We start from the raw sequence: 18,900 nt of genomic DNA on the forward strand, positions 1-18,900 counted from the left end.
TTACGTTAGTTAAATAAAAAAATATTGTTAGGACTGAAACATGATCAAATTTTATTTCCACCCTACACCAAACCCAATGAAAGTTGCCCTTATTTTTGAAGAGCTGGGTTTAGACTTTGAAGTTGTCCCCGTAGACACCATGAAAGGTGAACAACATTTACCTGCTTTTACCGCAATTAACCCAAATGCAAAAGTTCCTGCAATTGATGATGAAGGCACGATTGTTTTTGATTCCAACGCGATTTTAATTTACATCGCTGAAAAATACGGAAAAGAATTGCTCGGCGCCGATGCCAATAGAGGCGAGTTACTATCTTGGATGATGTTCATTGGCACCGGTATTGGGCCGTTCTCCGGTCAGGCTGTTCATTTTCAACATTTTGCGCCCGAAAAAATAGAATACGCAATTAATCGCTATCGTCGAGAGATTCAGCGTTTATATGGTGTGCTCGACGCTAAATTAGCCGGAAAAGAGTACATAGTGGGCGATTCCTATACCATCGCAGACATTTCTGCATGGGGTTGGTTAGACCGTGTAGGTTTTGTTTTGGGTGAAAACGCATTAGACGACTATCCAAATCTAAAAACTTGGTTTGCACGCATTGATGCTCGACCTGCCGTTGAAAAAGCTCGCAAAGTAGGCAGTGACATTCAATTCAAAAAAGAACGTGACGAAGAAGCTCTGCGTGCGATGTTCCCACAAAACTACGCTAAATAAAGTTTAGGAAGCTCTGAGTTAATCAAGGTTCCTGTCGAAAGTTAGATAAAAAGCGAGTAAACGTAAGTTGCTCGCTTTTTTTATAAATGAATTTTATTTTCAATTTTCCTAGTAGACCATTCTGATTGATTCCTTTTTCTTCACAATTTCAATCACTTACCGTTCTTGAAATTGGCGACACATCCTTGTGTCGCTAGAAACTCTAAGTTAATCAGAGTTTCCTAGAATTAATTACGATACTTAGAGTTAATCAGAAGCTCCTTAATTCTGTTGTAATTAAAGTAAAGGTTATGAAAGTAAAACTTAAAAGGATAACGAAAGATAAAGAAGACATTATCATCTCTTTATTTAATTGTTATATCTACGAATTTTCGGCTATGTTAAACAGTAATCTACCCACAAACGGTCGTTACTTTAAACATAAACATTTAATCGAACCCTATTGGAGTGAATCTGATCATATCCCTTATTTTATTGAGGTGAATAATGAAATCGCAGGATTTGTGTTTATTCGAAAATTTCCCGAAGATAACGAAAGATACGATATCGATCAATTTTTTGTGTTAAAACGTTATTCTAGGCAAGGGATTGGTCGTAGTGCATTTAATTTGTGTGTTCAATTATATCCCGGGAAGTGGCTAATAAGAGTGCTTAAAGAAAATAAAAGGGCACTTGAATTTTGGCAAAATTCCATTAATGCAATAACTAATGGGCAGTTCAACCATTCTTATAAGCTTGACTTTGAAACAGAAATGCATTTTTTCCGATTTACGGTTAACACATAAGATTTGTTGCGGTTTATTGCAATAAACCGGAGTAACTATAGGATAAACTCTGATTAAATCATGGGTGAGTTATTCAGGGGTTTTTATATAGGCTAAGGTCAACCGAAAGACAGTTTATCAACTCATGATAACCATTATAAAATATTTTGACAGGTTACTTTTTGTGGTGTAACTTTTACAGCCATACAACGGTTTTTGCTCATAATTATGGCTTTTATTTTAAAAAGTCATGTTGGGTAAATATCAAACTAAATATGGTTATAAGAGCAGGTTTAATAAGAGAATTATGTCACATTTTCCGTTATTTGAAAAAGAAAACGCCCCCGAAGGCTCTGTAGCTTGGTTAGAAAAGGCTGAGCAAAATTTTGGTCTTATTCCTAATGTAGAAAAAGTTATGGCGCTTAGCCCGCAATTATTAGCGGGCTACACGTTTATGTGGGATGAGTTCGAAACCTCTTCGTTTGATGCGCAAGAAAAACAAGTCATTTATATGACGGCTAACTTTGAAAATGATTGCCATTACTGTATGCCATGGCACACAATTTTGGCCGATAGCAGTGGTCTTAGTAAAGACGATGTTAATGCCTTGCGCGGCGGTGGTAGACTGTCTAACCCTAAACACAACGCCTTGAGTGAATTTACCAGCCGTATGATTTTAACGCGCGGTAAGGTTTCTAAAATGCAGTTACAAGAATTTTTTGACGCGGGTTATTCTGATCAACAAGCATTAGAAGTGGTGCTAGCATTGGCGATTAAATTAATCAGTAATTACACCAACTCTATTGCTGGTACGCCGCTCGATAAAGAAGCTCAACACAATTTGTGGAAAAAGCCTTATGCTGATATTCGTATTGATGAGGGTGAAGATTGATCGCTAATTTAAATCGATAAATTAGCGAGTTAATACAGTGGAACCTCTGATTAACTTATCCATGTTTAATCAGAGGGCTGATTTTGAAAATGCGACTCCCAAATTCTTCACTATCTCAAACACTTGTTGTTCTTGAATTTGACAAGTTATCCTTGTGCAGTGAGAAACTCTAGGCTAATCAAAACATACCTTTCTTAAAGTAGGTTTATTTTAACTCAAAATTTACTATTCGCAGATAATTTTATATTTAGCGTTGGTTTGTTCGATTCTTAATGTTTTCGAATAGATTTTATTTTCTTTTAGTCTTTTGTTTGCGGTATCTATATTAGTTTTTAAGTGAGAACTGATATTGCTAGTAAAAAATTCTCCGCCATTACCTAAAAGCATCGGTAGAATAAGTTGATCAGAAAGATATTCGCCCACCGGGGTGTTGTTTTTGATGTATTCACGGGTTTTGCCAGCCACATCTCGTGCGACCTTTTCAGCGGCTAAGCCTTTTGCGCCCAGTGATTCTACATACTCAATAACATTGCCACTTTCAATGGTAACACCTACGGCATTGCCGGAGCTGATTGAGTTAAGGTGTTTTTCTGTAATTTGATTGTCGCGAAGGTCCAGCTGTTCTTTAAGCACATTTTTTTCGCGTTCAAAAATATTGTGCTTTAGGTTTGAAATGTTAACCGTTGCATGTATTTTTTTAATTTGTTCTCTCGTTATTAAGCTCAATACTTTTGCGGATTCTTTAGGGTAGATTCTACAGTGCCATAATCCACCTCCTGCAGGGTAATAACCAGCGTTTTCTAAGTGTGCGTCAAATTTATAACCCAGTTTTTCAACCATGGGTTTAAAACATTCAATTAAGTAATCGTAGCTTGGGGCAAATGGATTGTGTGTGCCACCTTCGAATGTTACGTCACTTATTTCGTTAGTTTGCGTTAATGCTAAAAATATTGTTTGAAAAATAAGTGTTGTACTGCCAGCACTACCAACCGAAAAGTGGAATTTACCGGCTGTTATATCACCTGGTATAAACGTAACTGATTGTGAGCCTAGTTCTGCGTTTACAACCTTTGCCGAACAGACTTCTTTTGCCGCATTTATACACGCGAGGTGCTGGCGCATTAAACCCGGTTTTGGTCTGCCAGCTCGAATATTATTGATGGTAATCGGAATTTTTAAACACATGGCAAGCGTTAATGAGGTTCGTAAAATTTGGCCGCCACCTTCACCGAGTGATCCATCAATTAATAGTATTTTGTCCATAGTTATATTCGAATTTTTTTGTTGCTTTAAATTTTTTAGCGTTAATTAGAAGAACACTTCCTTGTGTTAATAAAAAACCTGTTCAATTAAAATTACCTTAACCTTTTACGCAAACCACTTGCTTAAGGGTATAAACAATTTCTACCAAATCTTTTTGCGCTTCCATGACTTTTTCGATAGGTTTATAGGCAGAAGGTGTTTCATCAATTACGCTGGCATCTTTACGGCACTCTACATTTTCAGTGGCCTTTTTATGCTCTTCTAAACTGACGACTTTTTTCGCTTGCGTACGGGACATAACTCGACCGGCACCGTGGCTACAGCTGCAAAAGCTTTCTTCGTTACCTAGGCCGCGCACAATAAACGATTTTGCACCCATGCTGCCGGGAATAATTCCCATCTCACCTTTACGTGCACGTACCGCACCCTTACGAGTAACTAAAACGTTTTTGTCGTAGTGGTTTTCACGTGATACATAGTTGTGGTGACAATTTACGGCTTCTATATTGGCTTCAAAGTTAAAGTTTAATACCGATCTCGCAGCATTAATGACGCGCTGCATCATCACCTGGCGATTAATTTTTGCAAAATTTTGTGCCCATTCAACCGCTTCAATATAATGGTCAAAATGTTCAGAGCCCTCGGGTAAATACGCAAGATCACGATCGGGTAATTGAATCATCCAGCGTTCCATTTCTTTTTTCGCAACTTCAATAAAATGCGTACCAATTCGATTACCTACACCGCGCGAGCCGCTATGCAACATAAACCATACGCTTTGGTGTTCATCTAAACACATTTCAATAAAATGGTTTCCCGTACCCAGTGTTCCTAGATGGTTTACATTGTTGGTATTTTTTAAAATGCGGTGTTTTTCTTTTAAAACATCAAATTGTTGCGATATAGGCAGCCAAGCTTGAATTACATCTTCCGGTAAATTATGCCAGGCACCAACGTCGCGAGTGTTTCTGCCTCGGCCAGAACTTCTGCCATGGGGTACGGCTTTTTCAATGGCACAGCGCATTTCAAATAGGTTGTCGGGTAATTGTTTGGCGGTCATGTTGGTTTTAACGGCCATCATGCCACAACCGATATCAACACCTACCGCCGCTGGAATTACCGCGCCTACCGTTGGTACCACGCTACCAATGGTCGCGCCTTTACCAAGGTGTACATCGGGCATTGCGGCCACCCATTTATGTACAAACGGCATTCTAGAGATATTGGCCAACTGTTGTTTAGCTTCTTCTTCGAAAGCCACGCCGCGTGTCCAGGTTTTAATTGGTACTCCACCAGCTTCCATGATGTCGTAGTTTCTAGTGCTCATAATCATTCCATTTATATACAGGGAGTTTTTGTGCTTGGCACAATACTGTTGTTATACGACCCGATAATAAACGTTACTTTTTACCATCGATCTTATTTTTATTAGAGCGATAGCTGTGCCAGATAGTGAATTTGAGTGATATATATTTGGTTTTTTATTAGTAAGTTATTGAAATATATAGAGAATATATTGTTTGGAAGGATTCTGAAGATTTTCTCGCTACTAATCATCGCAGTGATAAACCTATCATATATATTATTCGTATATCTAAAAAGATATTATTATATATCCGTGGGTTTACCGGTTTTTCGTGTTGAGTTGTTAAAGAGTTGGTTATGAAAACGGTTGTTATTGGTATTTTAGGTACGGTTCTGGATAACCGAGGGCAGGGCAAAAAACGCTGGGAGCTTTGGCGACCAACGGTGTCTATTTGCCAGCAAGAAGATGTATTGATCGATCGTTTTGAGTTGTTGCTGGATAAAAATTCAACACGACTGGCCGAGCTTATTGCGAAAGACATTGCTGTGGTGTCACCTTCTACGAAGGTTAATTTTCATTTTATTGATTTTAGTAATCCGTGGGATTTTGAAAGCGTTTACGGCTCACTCTTAGATTTCGCACGTTCTTACACATTTAAACCGCAAAGAGAAAACTATTTTGTTCATATCACCACCGGCACTCACGTCGCGCAAATTTGCTTGTATCTGTTAAACGAGGCGCATTATTTACCCGGTAAACTGCTGCAAACATCGCCGCCTCCGCGTGATAGGTCAGCAGAAGGTAAATACCAAATTATCGATTTAGATCTTTCTAAATACGATCAAATTGCCTCACGATTTAAAAAAGAACACCAAGAAGGTACTGACTATTTAAAAGGTGGAATAGAAACACGCAACAAACAACTTAACGCCACCATTGCGCAATTAGAAAAGGTGTCTATCAAATCAAAAGAACCGATTTTAATTATGGGCCCCACCGGCGCGGGTAAATCTCAACTGGCAAAACGAGTTTACGAACTGCGTAAACAACGCGGCGGCCTTACCGGTGAATTAGTAGAAGTAAACTGCGCAACACTGCGTGGCGATAATGCTATGTCAACGTTGTTTGGTCATAAAAAGGGTTCTTATACCGGTGCAACAACCGACAGGCTTGGATTATTAAAACAAGCCGATGGAGGTTTACTGTTTTTGGACGAAATAGGCGAGTTAGGATTAGACGAGCAAGCGATGTTGTTACATGCCATTGAGACCAAATCCTACATGCCGTTAGGCTCCGATAAACCAATAACGAGTAATTTTCAAATTATTGCCGGCACCAATAAAGATTTAACGTTACATGTTGAAAGTGGCGAATTTAGAGAAGATTTACTCGCACGAATCGATTTATGGACCTATTACTTGCCGTCTTTAAAAGAGCGACTAGAAGACTTAGAACCTAATATTGATTACGAACTAGAGCGCTATTCGTCTAAAGAAAACAGTTTAGTATCTTTTAATACTAACGCTCGATCAAAATACCTGCAATTTGCACGATCACCACAAGCTAGCTGGCGAGGTAACTTTCGTGACCTTAACGCCAGTATTATTCGCATGGCTACCTTAAGCAGCGGCGGGCGTATTAACGAACAGGTCGTAACCGAAGAAATTGCTCGTCTACAGAAGAAATGGCAGCCTAACTCAAATACGGTTAATCACCAAAAAACACAACTAGAGGATCTTAAACAACTTATAGGTGATTCTGCCTTTGAAGAGCTGGATTATTTTGAACAAGCCAAATTGTGTATTGTTGTAGACGTCTGCCGAAGCAGCAGCAATATGGCCGAAGCAGGCAGGATACTGTTTAATAAAAGCAGAGAGACCAAGGCATCGAGTAACGATTCGCACCGCGTTAAGCAGTTGCTAGCAAAGTATGATTTAACGTTTGCACAAATAAAAAATAAGTGAAAAATTATAAAACCTTCAATTTAGTCATCCATAATGTAATCGAAGGTTTTATCTTAAATATTAACTTAAAAACTGGTTAGATTGTTTTTTTCGGCAGACTTTTTAATGGAATAAAAGTCTTCAAGGATGCCTAAATACTTTATAAATTTTTTGCAATTTGAAAAGTTAATTTATTTGAAATCTTAATCGATGTTCTCCGGTAAAAGGATTTTGTGTAATTACTAAAAGGCTGCAACTTGATGATGGTTCGGCTCCGCGTGAAAATGTATAAATACCACCCATTCTTATTGTTGACCAATTAAATCTGCAGGATTGAAATGTAATAATTCCTGAGTCTACTAAATCTCCTGGTGTTCTTGATTCATGTATTGACGGAGGATCATTAGATATGAGTACTGATGGAATGGCAGGATATATTGAACCAGAAACATTAGTTCCGTTTATCAATTGTTGGTCTCTATTTTTTATATTTTCGAACTCCACTATGGTTACCACATCTGCAAGGGATAAGTTCGAGAAACTTGTGATAAAAATAAGTCCTAAAATATATTTGGTGATCTTCATAATTTTTCCAGTTATTTAAAGGGTTTTTTCTTTCTGAATTTCTACAGGGGTTTTATAGCTTGCTAGAAGCCGAAAACACTTTAAACTAAATTTTCTAAGTCGATAATATAAATGGGCGCCACAATAGAAAGTCATGCGACTTTTTTAATATGTATTTAATTTTAGGATTATTAAATGATATTACAGTTTCTGCTGATATAATTTTTCTGCTATTAAATTGGTAATCTGTTATATGTCTGTCATTAGTGTGTAATTGAATGTAATAGATTGATATGAATATTTATGATTTTAAATATTTATTTTTTGATATTTAAATTTGCGATATCTCAATTGGGTATTGGTCGTTAATAATTTAATAAAGTCGTTGATTTTTGTTTGTGAAATGATTTTTAATGTTTGTTCATTGCTTATGTTTGAGATGTTAAGTTACGGATTGATAAGTTGGGACAGTTATTGTTTGGTTTGATTTAATCAATTTAAATGTTGCTTTTATTTTGTATGTTTTTCTGGGTGTTGCAGAAGCTGTTTTCACCTAAATTTATTGAGCATGAGTGATCGTGATGATTTCCGTAAAAGATTGTTTCAATGCTCAAAATAAAAAAACCTTGATTAACCTAAAACGTTTTATGGCAGATAGAAGCGTTACTAATTCTCATATCTATAAATAATTTAAATTGTATAAAAATAAAAATTGTATTTTTACCGATTTTCTTTAAAAAACGAACATGTGCTAATTGGCGTCTTCTACTTAATGAGGTCTTGTTTAGTAGTAGTTTCTTTAGTGCTTTAGTGAGAGTCTTTTTTAATGAGAGTCTGTTAAATAAGAGCTTCTTTGATAGAAATTTCTCGGTTAATCATTATTCTTACATGCCGTACTTAATGTTGAATTTATAAGACACAAAAAATAATTATTTCATGACCGTCTTTTAAAAGGATTCCGATCTATGACTTCCTCTAAACGTCCCAATATTCTTATGATTATGGTAGATCAAATGCGATTTCCACGATTTGCATTTGGCGATAATCACGGCTTTGTTGAACCTATGAAAAAGATCATTGGTTTTCAGGGCAACAACAATGATGCTAACGAATATAAACAGTATTTTCCTGGCCTTTGGCAATTGCGGGAGAATTCTGTTGTATTAAGAAACCATCGCATTGCATCTAGTGCTTGTGTTCCCAGTCGGGCTGCGTTATTTACTGGGCAGTATGGTACCAAAACCGGCGTGCTACAGACCGATGGTTTATTTAAAGATGGTGCCGATGAGAACTTTCCTTGGTTGCCTAAAAAAAGTTTTCCAACCATTGGTTCGTACATGAAATCCGCCGGTTATACTTCACATTATTTTGGTAAATGGCACATTTCGGGAGAGGAAACCAGCAGCTTAGTTGATTACGGTTTTAGTGATTGGGAGTTGAGTTATCCTGATCCTCACGGCGCTTTACCGAATAATCTGGGACATTATCGTGATTATCAATTTGCAGATAATGTGTGTGCGTTTTTAAAACGTCAAGGTTTGGGTATTCCTTACAGCATTGCAAATGCGAGGGCAAATGTTGCAGAAGCTGAAGGTAAGCCAAACGTAAATCCGCCATCGCCCAGCGATACTCCTACGCCATGGTTTGCGGCTGCTTCTTTTACTAATCCACATGACATTGCATCTTATCCCGGATTGCCCGGATACGTGTGTGACCAATCATTAGCGGATGCATCTTATACTTTAGCAGTGCCTAAGGCGGGTACTAAGGCAAATATTCCGCTTGGTGGAACCACTGCAATTACTTTAAATAAAAAATCTTTTCCGCAGAATAACGCTGAGGTAGCTCCAAACTGGAATGAAGACTTAATAAACAATAATAAGCCTTTTTGTCAGTTCGAATACAAATATAAAATGGGTTTATCTTTGGTTGCCAAAAGCGGGCGCATGGTTTCGCAACAGGCACTAGATAACGGTAAAATTACTCGTAAAGAACAACTGCCTGCTGCTGTAGCCTACAGTTTAAATACGAACGATGTTGGTTTGCCATTTTCTCTTACGCAAGATCCCGAGTTAGCAAGCCGTGCATTTATGCAGTATTACGGTTATTTAATCAGTGAGGTCGATGAGCATATCAGTGCAACCTTGAAAGCACTTGAAGATTCTGGACAGGCCGAAAATACCATTATTATATTTTGTCCCGATCATGGCGAATACGGTGCTTCACATGGTACTTTAATGGAAAAATGGCATTCGGCTTATGAAGAGGTAATTCATGTACCGGTTGTTGTTAAATATCCAACATCAATGCATTCGGTTCCCAATGGTTTGCAACAAATCGATAAGATTACCAGCCACATAGATATTTTACCGACAATTTTAGGTTTAGCCGGCATTACCACAGAGGATATGCCCAATTTGCAAAATAAACTCCTGGCAGAAGGGTACGAAGTTGCTCCGATGCCTGTTGGTGAAAATCTCAGTGATTTAATACAAAATCATAAAAAATCTGTTAATAATGCTCGTAAAAGTGTTTTATTTATAACCCACGATACAATTACTGAACCTTTACCGCCGCCCGGCCGGTCTCAGGCTTCAACTTTTGAGGATGACTCACACGAACTAACTAATTTTCGTGTATTCAATGCCTTGGTTCATAAATTAATTACTGATGCAAAAACATCCGGTAATTCGAGTGAACTGACAAAGTTAACCGAAGGCCCGGTAGCTCACCCGAACAATGTTCATGCAATTATTGAAGAAACCGGGTGGAAGCTAGTACGTTATTTTGACAGTGTAGACATTAATTTACCGGCTCAGTATGAATTATACGATTTGAACTCTGATCCCAACGAAATCACCAATTTATTGCAGTACAACGCAGTATTTCCAACGCCGGTGGCAAACGCTAATTATTCTGATGCAGAAATAATCGATAAAGCCATTAGTTTGTTAGCGCAGTTAAAAACGTTAGAAGTGAATCAATTAGGACAAGCTTACGTAACAGAGAAATTACCGTAATTTGGCGGTTAATTTATTGGAAACTCTGATTAACCTAGAGTTTCTCGCGACACAAGGATGTGTCGCCAATTTCAAGAACGGTAAGTGATTGAAATTGTGAAGAAATTGGAAATCGCATTTTCAATTTCTGCCCTCTGATTAAATCATGGATGAGTTAATCAGAGGTTCCTATTGTTTAAATGTAAGAAATTCTGAATAACTTTGAATTTTCTGATTAATTTTGAATTTATAGCGACACATGGATGTGTCATCAATTACAAGAACGGTAGGTGACTGTAATTGTGAAGAACTCAGTAAGTATCTTTTTGATTTTGTCCGCTGATTTTTATTCACTCATTAAATCATGGAAGAGTTAATGAGTGGTTCTTAGAGTTTCTATTGTCTAACAAAAATTTGTATTTATGTTTATGAACTTTTTAAACATGTTTGCTCTAAGTGACGTGGTTGTTTTTGATAGAACGCTAGTTAAATAACATGCGCTAGAATGAACGTTATTGTAATTTGCGTTCTTTTCTAAAATTATGACTAATTCTGTATTTAAATTGAAAAATGTTGCCTGTTATACTTTAGTCTACACCTCTTAAATATTTCTTATTTTTTCGCCAATTTTTCCATTTGCTAATTTTTGGAAAAAGTTCTCGTATTAAACTTTGTTTATCGACTTATTCTTTATTTCTATATTCCTTCTGGATTCTCAGTAATCAAACAATAAAAACAAACAGAGGGAATGATATGTCTTTTTCCAATCGTACTTGGCTTTGTCTTCCGGCCATTCTTTTTAGTTGTTCAGCCGTTCTAAATTCTGCCCAAGCTGCTGTTGAGTTGGTGAGTGTAGAAACCTCTGCGGGTACTGCAAAAGTAAGTTTTGGTGGCTATACCAAAGTAGATGTTCGCCACGTTAACGGTGATATTGCTTATCAAGATTATTGGGTTGCCAATTTTCCGGGTGGTGCACCTCGTGAAACTTCGCGTACGGGTTTTAACGTTCGTGAATCACGCATTAATTTTAAAGTAGAACATCCAGATGTCTCTGCATTCGTAGAATTCGATTTATACGGTGGCGGCGGTAACGAAGTTGTGAGCAACTCTTCAAATCCTCGTTTGCGACATTTTTATTTAACGTACAAAAATTGGTTAGCGGGTCAAACTTGGACTACGTTTATGCCTTTACAAGCATTACCAGAATCTTTAGATTTTGGTGGTCCGCATGTGGGTGAAGCGTTTGTTCGTCAGGTGCAAGTTCGCTATACCACAGGCCCTTGGCAGTTTGCCATTGAAAACCCAGAGACCAATGGCGACGGTGATGTTGGTACTCCGGCCAGTGCAGTTGGTTTAAGCGGCGATGAAGCTGATCCAGATGAAGCGAATCCAGATGTTGTAGCGCGTTATAATTACAACAATTCTTGGGGTACTTTCTCGGCCAGTACGTTGTTGCGTCAGGTTGATCAGGGTGGTTTAGATGATTTTGCGGTTGCCTTAAACGTTGCCGGTAAAATTAAAACCTTTGGTAAAGACGATTTCCGTTTCCAAATTACCACGGGTGATCCAGGTCGTTATGTTGGTGCGGGTTTAACGCCGGATGTTGTTGTTGATCCCGATACTGGTCGCAACGAAGTTGAATCTACCGATGCGTTTGCGGTTGCTTATCGTCATTTTTGGACCGATATTGCACGTTCAACCGTTTATTACGGCCAAGCTGAAACCGATGTGTTAGGTCGTGAGCGCGCGCACTGGGCGGTAAACTACATTACTAATTTAACGCCTAAATTAAGTGTTGGTGCGGAATTGGGTAATTATTCTATTGATGATGAAGGTATCGACGGAATCGATTCGGATTACTTACAGTTTTCTGCTAAGTTTGATTTCTAAGAAATCTTGTTAAAAACTCGGTTTTGCTCGGGTTTCTTAAACACAGGGACGTGTTTTAGATTAACCAGAGATTCATTAAGAGTAGGTGTTGCTATTTTTAAATAGTAGCCATTTAAGACTACTTCAACTGATGGTTATATTTGATTTAATAAAACATTCTTTTAAATTATTTTCCTGCCTGTATTCTGTTACTTCTACCGTCTTCTAAAAACTCTTTAAAGGCTCTCTAAAAGTTCTTCTAAAAATCGGTTAAAGCTCAGTATTGCTGTTTAGTCTTGAAGGTATTTTTGGTAAAAAAAACGCTTTGCAGCTGATTTTTACCTGAGCACGTTCCGTTGAGCAGTATCCTTGCTAATTTTCCAAATCTTTCTTAATAAAAATATTCTTTCTTGTCTAAATAAGCTTGCCGTAAGTGCTCTACCAGCAGTTTAATTCTAAGGTCTGGCAGGCGAGTTCTTGGGTAAACCGCGTAAATACCCAAACGTTTACCAACGTGTTCGGCCATTATCGAGACTAATCTTCCCGCCAGTAAATCTTCGTGCACCAGTACACGTGGCAAATACGCAATGCCAAGCCCCGTTAAGGCAGCCTGTCTTAGCGCTTCTAAGTCGTTGGCGTTTAAGCTACCGCGCACATGCACTTGAATATCTTCGTTATCACGCTTTAACGCCCAGTGATCGAGTCCGGCACCTTCGTATTTATAAATCATACAGTTATGGTCAGATAAATCTTCGGGTTGCTCCGGTTTGCCGTTGCGCGTTATGTAGGTCGGGCTTGCACAAATAATCCATTGCGAATCGATAAGTCTGCGCGCGATAAGGCTAGAGTCTTCGAGGTGTGCCGTACGAATGGCGAGATCAAAGCCTTCTTTTATAAGATCAAAACAGCGGTTATCTGGTGTAATTTCTACCGATATCTCTGGATAGATGGCGCAAAACTTGGCAATGGCGTTATTGAGGACAAAACGCGCAGAAACCACCGGCATGGTGATTTTAATGTTACCGCGAATCTCGTTACCGTAGCCGGTTACGGCATCTTCGGCTTCTTGAATGGCAAGTTTAGCCAGCCGAGATTTTTGATAAAGCACAATGCCCGCGTCGGTAAGACTCAATTTGCGGGTGCTGCGATACAGCAGTTGCGCATTAAGCGCCTGCTCTAGGCGGGCTATTCGCTTACTAACCACTGAATTACTCAGTTCTAGCTGCTCAGCAACCCGAGAAAATGATCCTGCCTCTACAACATAAGCAAAAAGCAATATGTCATCGGCTTTGGCACCGTGCTTATGATTTGTCATTATATAAAAAAAAGAAAAAATGTTGTTTCCATTTGATCATATATCAGCAGGGATCAGATTGGTACTGTCCTGCTTCTCGTTAAACCTTGCCTTCTACGTTGATATACGTGAAAGCTTTCGGTAACGGAAACCATAACCAGATAACCACAATAAAACAATAAATTAAAAAAACGGAGATGTACCCATGTCAGACTGGATTTATGGGCTGGTTGCCTTATCACCCATCGCATTGTGCGGCGTATTACTTTTAGGATTACAGTGGCCTGCCAAAAAAGCGATGCCGGTGGCATTGGCGGCAACCATAGCAATTGCATTATTTATTTGGCAGATGACTTTAACCCGGGTAATGGCTTCGGTATTACAAGGTGTGATAGTCACTGTTTCTGTTCTTTGGATTATTTTTGGGGCTATTTTCTTACTTAATACCTTGCAACGTACCGGTGCTATTAGCGTTATTCGCCATGGCTTCACCCACGTTTCACCCGATCGCCGAGTACAAGCCATTATTATTGCTTGGTGTTTTGGCACCTTTATAGAAGGTGCTTCTGGCTTTGGTACACCCGCAGCCATTGCCGCACCCTTAATGGTGGCCATTGGTTTTCCGGCATTAGCGGCCGTGCTTATGGGTATGATGATTCAAAGTACTCCGGTTTCGTTTGGCGCGGTAGGTACACCGATTGTTATTGGTGTAACCAATGGATTAGACAGCGCTGCTATTGGTGCTACGCTTGAATCGCAAGGGTCAAGTTGGGCGCAGTTTCTTCAGGTAATCACCAGCGAAGTTGCCATAGTTCATGCCATTATCGGTACCTTTATGCCGATTTTTATGGTGTTTATGTTGACGCGCTTTTTTGGCAAAGATAAAAGTTGGAAGCATGTTGTAGAAATAATCCCTTTCGCGTTGTTTGCCGGAATAGCCTTTACACTTCCATATATGATCACCGGTTTATTACTTGGACCAGAATTCCCATCGTTGATTGGCGGCATGGTAAGTATGGCGATTGTGGTTACCGCGGCAAAACATGGATTCTTAATTCCTAAAAATACATGGGATTTTGAAGCGACCAATCTTTGGCCAAAAGAGTGGTTTGGTACCCTAACCATTAAAGAAGAAGACACCGGCTACAATCCCAAAATGCATGCAGTCATTGCTTGGGTTCCTTATTTATTGGTTGCGCTTTTATTGGTGGCAACTCGTGTATTCCCAGATATTAAAGCGTTATCAAACAGCATTTCTTGGACTGCAAAAAGCATTCTAGGTGAAGCCGGTATTAACGCGGGTATTGCACCTTTGTATCTGCCCGGTGGCTTATTGGTAATTTCTGCGTTGGTGGCAGCATTCCTTCATTGTCGCGGCAGTAATTCTTTTAAATCTTTAGGTTATGCTGCCAAAGAGTCGAGCAAAACATTATTAGGTGCGGGATTCGTTTTATTATTCACCATACCCATGGTTAGAATTGTGATTAACTCCGGCGTTAACGTGGGTGACTTGGCGAGTATGCCAGTGGCCAGTGCGCAATTATTTGCCGATATTTTTGGCCAGCTATTCCCGTTTATCAGCCCAACCATTGGTGCTTTGGGTGCTTTTATTGCCGGTTCGAATACGGTATCTAATATGATGTTTAGTCAGTTCCAGTTTGAAGCTGCGCAAACCTTAGGTATTTCAACCGCATTATTAGTCGCTACCCAAGCGGTGGGTGCTGCCGCCGGAAATATGATCGCAATTCATAACGTTGTTGCAGCTTCTGCAACCGTGGGCCTTGTGGGTCGAGAAGGTGCAACCCTGCGTAAAACCATCATTCCTACTGTTTACTACGTAGTTTTTGCGGGCTTACTCGGTTTAATTGCAACCTATATTCTTGGGGTTACAGACCCACTGTTGGCGAACTAACAGGAACACAGGCATGACTCAGTTGGATAGCGGATTTTATTCTGAAATAAAAACAATCTTAAAATCCGAACAAATCATTGAAGATATTACGCGTCGGCGCGCGCTTGCAACCGATGCCAGTTTTTACCAGCTCATTCCCGAGCTGGTATTAAAGCTCGACACTCAAACACAGGTTCAGCAAGTATTACGCCTGTGTCATCACTACGGTGTGGCGGTTACCTTTCGTGCGGCAGGCACCAGTTTATCGGGGCAGGCCGTTACCGATTCGGTATTGATTGTATTAAGCGATCAATGGCGCGGCCACGAAATACGGGATGACGGTGAAAGAATTCGATTGCAGCCAGGTGTAGTGGGTGCCGATGCTAATCGCTATTTAAAAACTTTTAAGCGTAAAATTGGCCCCGATCCAGCATCGATTAACGCCTGCAAAATTGGCGGTATTGTTGCCAATAATGCTTCGGGCATGTGTTGTGGTGTTAGTCAAAATACTTACTACACCATGCAAGACATGACCATTATCTTGGCCGATGGTAGTCGTGTAGATACCAGCGACGCGCAAAGTGTTGCCGAATTTACCACTTCTCACGCCGAGCTTTTGTCGCAATTAAAAGCTCTTGGCGACGAAGTAAAAGCCGACACCGAATTAGCCGATTTAATTCGCCATAAATATCGCCTAAAAAATACCACCGGATACGCCATAAATTCATTAGTTGATTTTGATGATCCGTTAGATATTTTAAAACACCTCATGGTGGGTTCAGAAGGCACGCTCGGCTTTGTGGCCGACGTGGTTTACAAAACTGTTGTTGAACACGAACATAAAGCCAGTGGTTTATTTTTATTCGCCACCGCCCAAGATGCCTGTAAATTAGTTGCCGAACTTAGCCGTCTACCCGTTGATGCTGTAGAACTGTTAGACCAACGTGCGTTAAATTCCGTAAAAGGCAAGCCCGGCTTACCAGATTCTTTTTGCGATAATCCCGATTCATCGACGGCATTATTAATAGAAACTCGCGCTGCCAATGCTAATTTATTGCAAGACAATATTCAGCGTTTAAATAGCGTTATCGACAGTTTTAAACCCACACAAACCATTTCCTTTAGCACAGACACGGTTCAAAACGATAAATTATGGGCCATTCGTAAAGCTACGTTCCCCGCCGTGGGGGCGGTGCGTAAAACCGGCACCACGGTTATTATTGAAGACGTTGCATTCCCCATTGATAAAATGGACGAAGGCCTAGCACAACTGCAAAAACTGTTTGATAAATACGGTTACAGCGAAGCCATTATATTTGGTCACGCGCTTGCGGGTAATTTGCATTTTGTATTTACGCAATCGTTTGAAACGCAAGCAGAAATCGAACGCTACGACCAATTTATGCAAGACGTAGCGCAACTGGTTGCCATTGATTTAAAAGGTTCGTTAAAAGCAGAACACGGTACAGGCCGCAACATGGCGCCATTTGTAGAGCTAGAGTGGGGCGCTAAGGCCTATCTGGTGATGCAAAAGCTAAAAACCATTATTGATCCAGAATTAATTTTAAACCCCGGCGTTATTTTAAATAAAAATCCGCAGGCACATATTAGCGATTTAAAAGAACTACCTGCCGCTAATGATATTGTTGATAAATGCATTGAATGTGGTTTTTGTGAACCGGTTTGTCCGTCGCGAGACTTAACCTTAACACCGCGTCAACGTATTAGTTTGTGGCGTAGAATTCAAAAGCTCAATACTCAACCATCGTTAAGCGAGCAAGAGCAACAAGAGTTATCTGAATTAAAACACGCTTATCAATACCACGGTGTCGATACCTGTGCAGCTACCGGACTCTGTGCACAACGTTGCCCAGTAGGCATTAATACCGGCGATTTAATTCGTGATATTCGAGCACAAAACCTGGGTAAAAATTCGCGGTTAATTGCTAAATGGAGTGCAGAAAACTTCTCGGCGGTAGCCAAAATTACCGGCGTAGGTCTTGCTGTTTCGGGTGCGGCAACGCGCTTGTTAGGTGCCGATACCACAAACAACATTGGTAAAAAATTACACGGTGTGAGTGGTAAAGTACCGCTTTGGTACCCAGAATGGCCAACCAAAGCCGAGACCATTTATGCATCGAATCGTATCGATGACGAAGAAAAAACTCTGGTGTATTTTCCGAGTTGTGCCAGCCGAACCATGGGCCCGGCAGCGAGCGACAAAGACCAACGCAGTCAATTTCAGGTGGCCAAATCGGTATTTGCCAAAGCTGGATACAAACTCATTGTGCCCGATGAATTGAGCAATTTATGCTGCGGAACGCCGTTTTCCAGCAAAGGTTTACCCGATTTAGCACAACAAAAAGCCAATGAGTTAATTAAGCAACTTAAAATCGTTAGCCAAGATGGTGAATTACCTATTGTATTTGATACCAGTCCTTGTCGTTTTCAAATTGCAGAATTGGCTGGCAAATTAAAAATTTACGAAACCTTTGAATTTATCGCCGAGTTTTTATTAGACGAACTACAATTTGAACCCACAACAGACCCAGTTGCCTTGCACGTTACCTGTAGTACCCGAAAGATGGGTGGCGAACATTATCTGCGCAAAATTGCTAAGGCGTGTTCAAATAACGTAATAGAACCCGAACATATTGAATGCTGTGGTTTTGCCGGTGATAAGGGCATGTTTGTGCCAGAGTTAAATCAACAAGCATTAAAACCATTAAAACGGCAACTGCCAGAAAACTGCACACAAGGCTACAGTAACAGTCGTACTTGTGAGATTGGTCTATCGCATCACGCCGGTATTCCTTACAAGTCACTGATGTATTTGTTAGATTCGGTAACCTCTGAAAAAACCGAAGAAAATGCAAATTAAGTCTTTATTGGTTATACAAAGGTTATTTAAGACCAAATAACCAATTGTTAAAAACTCTCTTCTGGGCTTGTGAATGGTCTCTTTGCAAACCCTTTTGCCAGGCTTTTTAGCCTGGCTTTTTTTATTGTAAAAGCCGACATGTTTTCTGATTTGTTAAATTTCAATCACTTACCGTTCTTGAAATTGGCGACACATCTTTGTGTCGCGAGAAACTCTAGGTTAATCAGAGTTTCCTTAAAACGTAAAGTCGTAAACCGTATTTAAATCTATAAGCCTGTATCACTTCAAATGTGCAAAATATCACCATCCAAATAAATACAATCAATTCATTTTAGAAAAATGAATGTCATTCGTTATTGTTTTGAAATTATTTTTAAAATATTTACAAAATCTCATTAAAAATAATGCCTCAAAATTAAAAAATACCTATAAGTTGTTGATACTTATAGGTTAACAGAAATTGGAATAGCCTATGCATTATCTCTGGCGTATTTAAAATTCATTTAGAAAAAATAA

General features: G+C 39.5%; 12 protein-coding genes. 8 read left to right on the plus strand and 4 right to left on the minus strand.

Going from position 1 to position 18,900, the window contains the following annotated elements; translation table 11 throughout:
• Window positions 1–40 precede the first annotated feature (40 nt).
• From ACYQ28_RS15280 to ACYQ28_RS15290, 3 genes are all read left to right on the plus strand, one after another.
• The gene (locus ACYQ28_RS15280; RefSeq protein ID WP_460051515.1) at window positions 41–718 is read left to right on the plus strand and encodes a glutathione S-transferase family protein; all 678 of its coding nucleotides are present in this window, start codon (window positions 41–43) and stop codon (window positions 716–718) included.
• A 290-nt stretch (window positions 719–1,008) separates the two neighbouring features.
• Window positions 1,009–1,503 carry a GNAT family N-acetyltransferase gene (locus ACYQ28_RS15285; RefSeq protein ID WP_460051517.1) on the plus strand — a complete coding sequence of 165 codons (495 nt, stop codon included), beginning with the start codon at window positions 1,009–1,011 and terminating at the stop codon, window positions 1,501–1,503.
• Window positions 1,504–1,789: 286 nt separating this feature from the next.
• Complete coding sequence (locus tag ACYQ28_RS15290; RefSeq protein WP_460051518.1) at window positions 1,790–2,374, plus strand: carboxymuconolactone decarboxylase family protein; 585 nt, start codon at window positions 1,790–1,792, stop codon at window positions 2,372–2,374.
• A gap of 225 nt (window positions 2,375–2,599) precedes the next feature.
• Here ACYQ28_RS15290 and rtcA read toward each other — a convergent pair whose 3' ends face one another.
• Together rtcA and ACYQ28_RS15300 are read right to left on the minus strand one after the other, a co-directional pair.
• A complete protein-coding gene (gene rtcA / locus ACYQ28_RS15295) occupies window positions 2,600–3,637 on the minus strand; it encodes an RNA 3'-terminal phosphate cyclase (RefSeq protein WP_460051519.1) in 1,038 nt (345 codons plus the stop codon).
• A 97-nt stretch (window positions 3,638–3,734) separates the two neighbouring features.
• Window positions 3,735–4,964, minus strand: coding sequence for an RtcB family protein (locus ACYQ28_RS15300; RefSeq protein ID WP_460051521.1), 1,230 nt, complete (start codon window positions 4,962–4,964; stop codon window positions 3,735–3,737).
• A 335-nt stretch (window positions 4,965–5,299) separates the two neighbouring features.
• Here ACYQ28_RS15300 and rtcR point away from each other — a divergent pair, with 335 nt between their 5' ends.
• Window positions 5,300–6,907 (plus strand): RNA repair transcriptional activator RtcR, encoded by a 1,608-nt coding sequence (gene rtcR / locus ACYQ28_RS15305; protein ID WP_460051522.1) that lies wholly within the window; start codon window positions 5,300–5,302, stop codon window positions 6,905–6,907.
• Between the two features lie 165 nt (window positions 6,908–7,072).
• Here the strand turns inward: rtcR and ACYQ28_RS15310 are convergent, their stop codons facing one another.
• Complete coding sequence (locus ACYQ28_RS15310) at window positions 7,073–7,471, minus strand: hypothetical protein (protein WP_460051524.1); 399 nt, start codon at window positions 7,469–7,471, stop codon at window positions 7,073–7,075.
• 944 nt (window positions 7,472–8,415) lie between these two features.
• Here ACYQ28_RS15310 and ACYQ28_RS15315 point away from each other — a divergent pair.
• Both ACYQ28_RS15315 and ACYQ28_RS15320 read left to right on the plus strand, forming a co-directional pair.
• Complete coding sequence (locus tag ACYQ28_RS15315; protein ID WP_460051526.1) at window positions 8,416–10,470, plus strand: sulfatase-like hydrolase/transferase; 2,055 nt, start codon at window positions 8,416–8,418, stop codon at window positions 10,468–10,470.
• A gap of 732 nt (window positions 10,471–11,202) precedes the next feature.
• Window positions 11,203–12,339 carry a DcaP family trimeric outer membrane transporter gene (locus ACYQ28_RS15320; protein ID WP_460051528.1) on the plus strand — a complete coding sequence of 379 codons (1,137 nt, stop codon included), beginning with the start codon at window positions 11,203–11,205 and terminating at the stop codon, window positions 12,337–12,339.
• A gap of 370 nt (window positions 12,340–12,709) precedes the next feature.
• Here the strand turns inward: ACYQ28_RS15320 and ACYQ28_RS15325 are convergent, their stop codons facing one another.
• On the minus strand, window positions 12,710–13,633 hold the full coding sequence (locus ACYQ28_RS15325; RefSeq protein ID WP_460051529.1) for a LysR family transcriptional regulator: 924 nt from the start codon (window positions 13,631–13,633) through the stop codon (window positions 12,710–12,712).
• Window positions 13,634–13,817: 184 nt separating this feature from the next.
• Between ACYQ28_RS15325 and ACYQ28_RS15330 the strand changes: the two genes are divergently transcribed.
• Entirely contained in the window at window positions 13,818–15,524 is a 1,707-nt protein-coding gene (locus tag ACYQ28_RS15330) for an L-lactate permease (protein WP_460051531.1), read from the plus strand.
• Window positions 15,525–15,537: 13 nt separating this feature from the next.
• Entirely contained in the window at window positions 15,538–18,384 is a 2,847-nt protein-coding gene (locus ACYQ28_RS15335; protein ID WP_460051532.1) for an FAD-binding and (Fe-S)-binding domain-containing protein, read from the plus strand.
• Window positions 18,385–18,900: the final 516 nt, after the last annotated feature.

This window comes from Sessilibacter sp. MAH1 (genome assembly GCF_054658315.1).